The 2,480-nt window shown below is 59.8% G+C and carries 2 protein-coding genes; both read left to right on the plus strand.

All coding sequences use genetic code 11. The annotated features are described in order from the left end of the window. The first annotated feature begins 243 nt into the window (after positions 1-243). A complete protein-coding gene (locus NUW23_16030; protein ID MCR4427659.1) occupies positions 244-1,812 on the plus strand; it encodes a hypothetical protein in 1,569 nt (522 codons plus the stop codon). A 5-nt stretch (positions 1,813-1,817) separates the two neighbouring features. Further along, positions 1,818-2,480, plus strand: a 663-nt coding sequence (locus NUW23_16035) for a BREX-1 system adenine-specific DNA-methyltransferase PglX (protein MCR4427660.1), incomplete at its 3' end; no start/stop codon positions are given.

Consider the following 2,480-nt stretch of genomic DNA (forward strand, 5'->3'; position numbering starts at 1 on the left):
TGCTCGTAAGGCGCCGCCTTCAGTTGCTCAGTCAACTGCGCCTCGAGAATCTGGTTCACAACCTGCTCAACCAGCCTGGCGAGTCCGTCGTCCCTGGTCAACAGGCCTTGTACTACGCTCCCATCTACTGTAATCTGGTACTGGGCCATCCTCCACACCTCCGGTGATGGGTTTTAGTCAACCATTCATCTACCAGAGGGAGGGTGGCCTCTCCTCCTACCACCGCCTATTGCCTTTTACACCATGTTACGGACTCTACTCCGGAAAAAAAAAAAAGAGACCCGGGCGGGTGACTTCAAGAGGCGTCTCAGAGACAAGTTCGTCGACGCCATTGCCGCAGGAGCCGGTGTGTTCCGCGGCGTGGTGAGGGACGGGTCGTCCCTGGGGAGGTCCGCTTCCGAAGCACTGAAGGCCTTCCTGGAGATAGTTGTGGGTGAACTCTACCCGAAGCTCGAGATGGGCGTTCGCCAGTTGAAGGGCACTGAGGCGGGGGAGGTGCTCAAAGCAGCAAACCTCGGGGCGCTGCCGCAGGTGTTCTACGGTGGCGAAGGCGGACTGAACCTGATAATTAAAGAAGGCGGCAAGTTGGTGCTCAATCCCGGGGCTGCGGTGGCGGCCGAAGTGCTCAACTTCCTCGTGAACCAGCAGCAGTACGGGATCAAGGTGACGGGGAAGACCCTCGAGGAGCATTTCCAGGGCCTCGGCTACGGTTGGGAGAGGGACCTGATAAGGCTGGTGTTGGCGGTGCTTCTCAGAGCCGGCGCCATCGAGGTAACGTACGAAGGCCGTCGCTACACGAGTTACAGCGACCCGCTGTGTCGCATACCCTTGACAAACAACAACGCATTCAAGGCGGCGTCATTTGCCCCGCGCAAGAGCATAGTGCCTAGCACTCTGACGAAGGCCGCTGAGCATTATGAAGAGATCACCGGCAGGGAAGTCGACACCGATGAAGAGGCAATCTCGCACGCGCTCAAGATGCTGGCGGAGGGCGAGCTGACTAAAGCGCTTTGGGCGGAAGCCTCTGCCAAGGTCAACGACCTTCCGGTTGCGTCTTTCCTTACTGAGTACAGGCAAACGCTTGAGACGATCCTGGGGAGTGCCCCCGACGAGCGCGTGATCGTGCTGGCCAACGAAGGGCGGTCGTTCAAGGAAGCCCGTGACAGGACTCGGGAGATAGTCATCGCCTTGGAACAGCATATTGCGGAAAGCGTACAGGATGCCAGGGTGGCCCTGCGTCAGATGTGGCCTGAGGTGCAGGACCGTGCCGATAACGGGGATCTCCTTGAGAGCGCGCGGGAACTGGAGGCCGCAATCGAGGCAGAGGAATTCTACAAGAATCGAGAACTCATAGAAGAGCGATCCTCGCAAATCGCCGCCGCTTACCAGAGCTTGTACCGCGACCTGCACGAGAAGCGCGCGGCCGCCTTCGCTGCGGCCGTGGACGAAGTCAGAGGCTGCCAGGAATGGAGCAGCCTCGCTCAAACGATGCGGCAGTCTGTACTGGCGCCCCTGGTCGCTCGCTCGTGCAGTGACCTTTCGCTGCTGCCGGGCGCAACGGCTTGTTGCGCGTGCCGGGCTACGATGAGCCAGATGGAGGCCGACCTGGCCGCCCTTCCCGGTCTCAAGGCCGAGGTCGCTGCCAGGATTCAAGAATTGACGGCCCCGGTGAACTCGACAAAGCGTGTTCGATTGAGGGAGCATTTCCCGCCGGCCCTGGACAGTGAGGAGTCCGTGGATCGGTGGATCGAGGAGTTCAGGGAGTATCTCCACAAACTCATCGCGGAAGGGTTCACGATCGTCCTGGAGTGATCGAGTTGGACAGCGCACAGAGCAGGTCCTTAAGGAAGATGGTAACGCGCTGCCGGGAAATCCTCGAGAAGTCAGTGTTCGAGTTGCTCGAGGGGAAGTACGGGATCCACAGGGGGGGCACTGTGGAGGATGCCGGGCGACTCATCTACCTGACTGACGAGGATAGAAGGGGTAGGGAAGAGATCGTCGCCAGCCTCGGTCACCTGAAGTCTTTCGGGCTGGATGCCCGTGCTGCCGTTGAGCGGCTGGTGAGAGAGGTGGCATTCACTCACCTCAACCGCCTGTGCGCCCTGAAGATGATCGAGCAGCGAGGGCTCATCCGCGAAGCGGTTGGTCGGGGGCATGACTCAAGGGGCTTCAAGTACTACCTTGCCGAACATCCGGAAGAAGAGGCAGCATGGCTCGCCGGGGAGCAGGACCTTGTGTACCGTCGCTTTCTCCAGTCGTCGGCCGGGGCTCTCGAGGAAGAGATAGGCTCTCTGTTCTCGAGAAATGACCCCGCTAGGACGCTGTTCCCGCCACCGAGGGCCTTGAAAGAAGTGCTCGAACAGATAAACGACCCGGACTTGAACGAGGTGTGGAGACAGGACGAGACCATCGGGTGGGTGTATCAGTTGGAGTTACCCCGGTTTGGTGGACACCGTCAGGCTTTGGTTTTCAGGCTGCAG

Source organism: Bacillota bacterium, assembly GCA_024655925.1.
Lineage (GTDB): Bacteria > Bacillota > DTU025 > DTU025 > JANLFS01 > JANLFS01.

What these genes read in the sequence shown, in the direction of transcription:
- NUW23_16030 (MCR4427659.1), top strand. Translation starts at nt 244, where the DNA reads ATGTTACGGACTCTACTCCGGAAAAAAAAAAAAGAGACCCGGGCGGGT.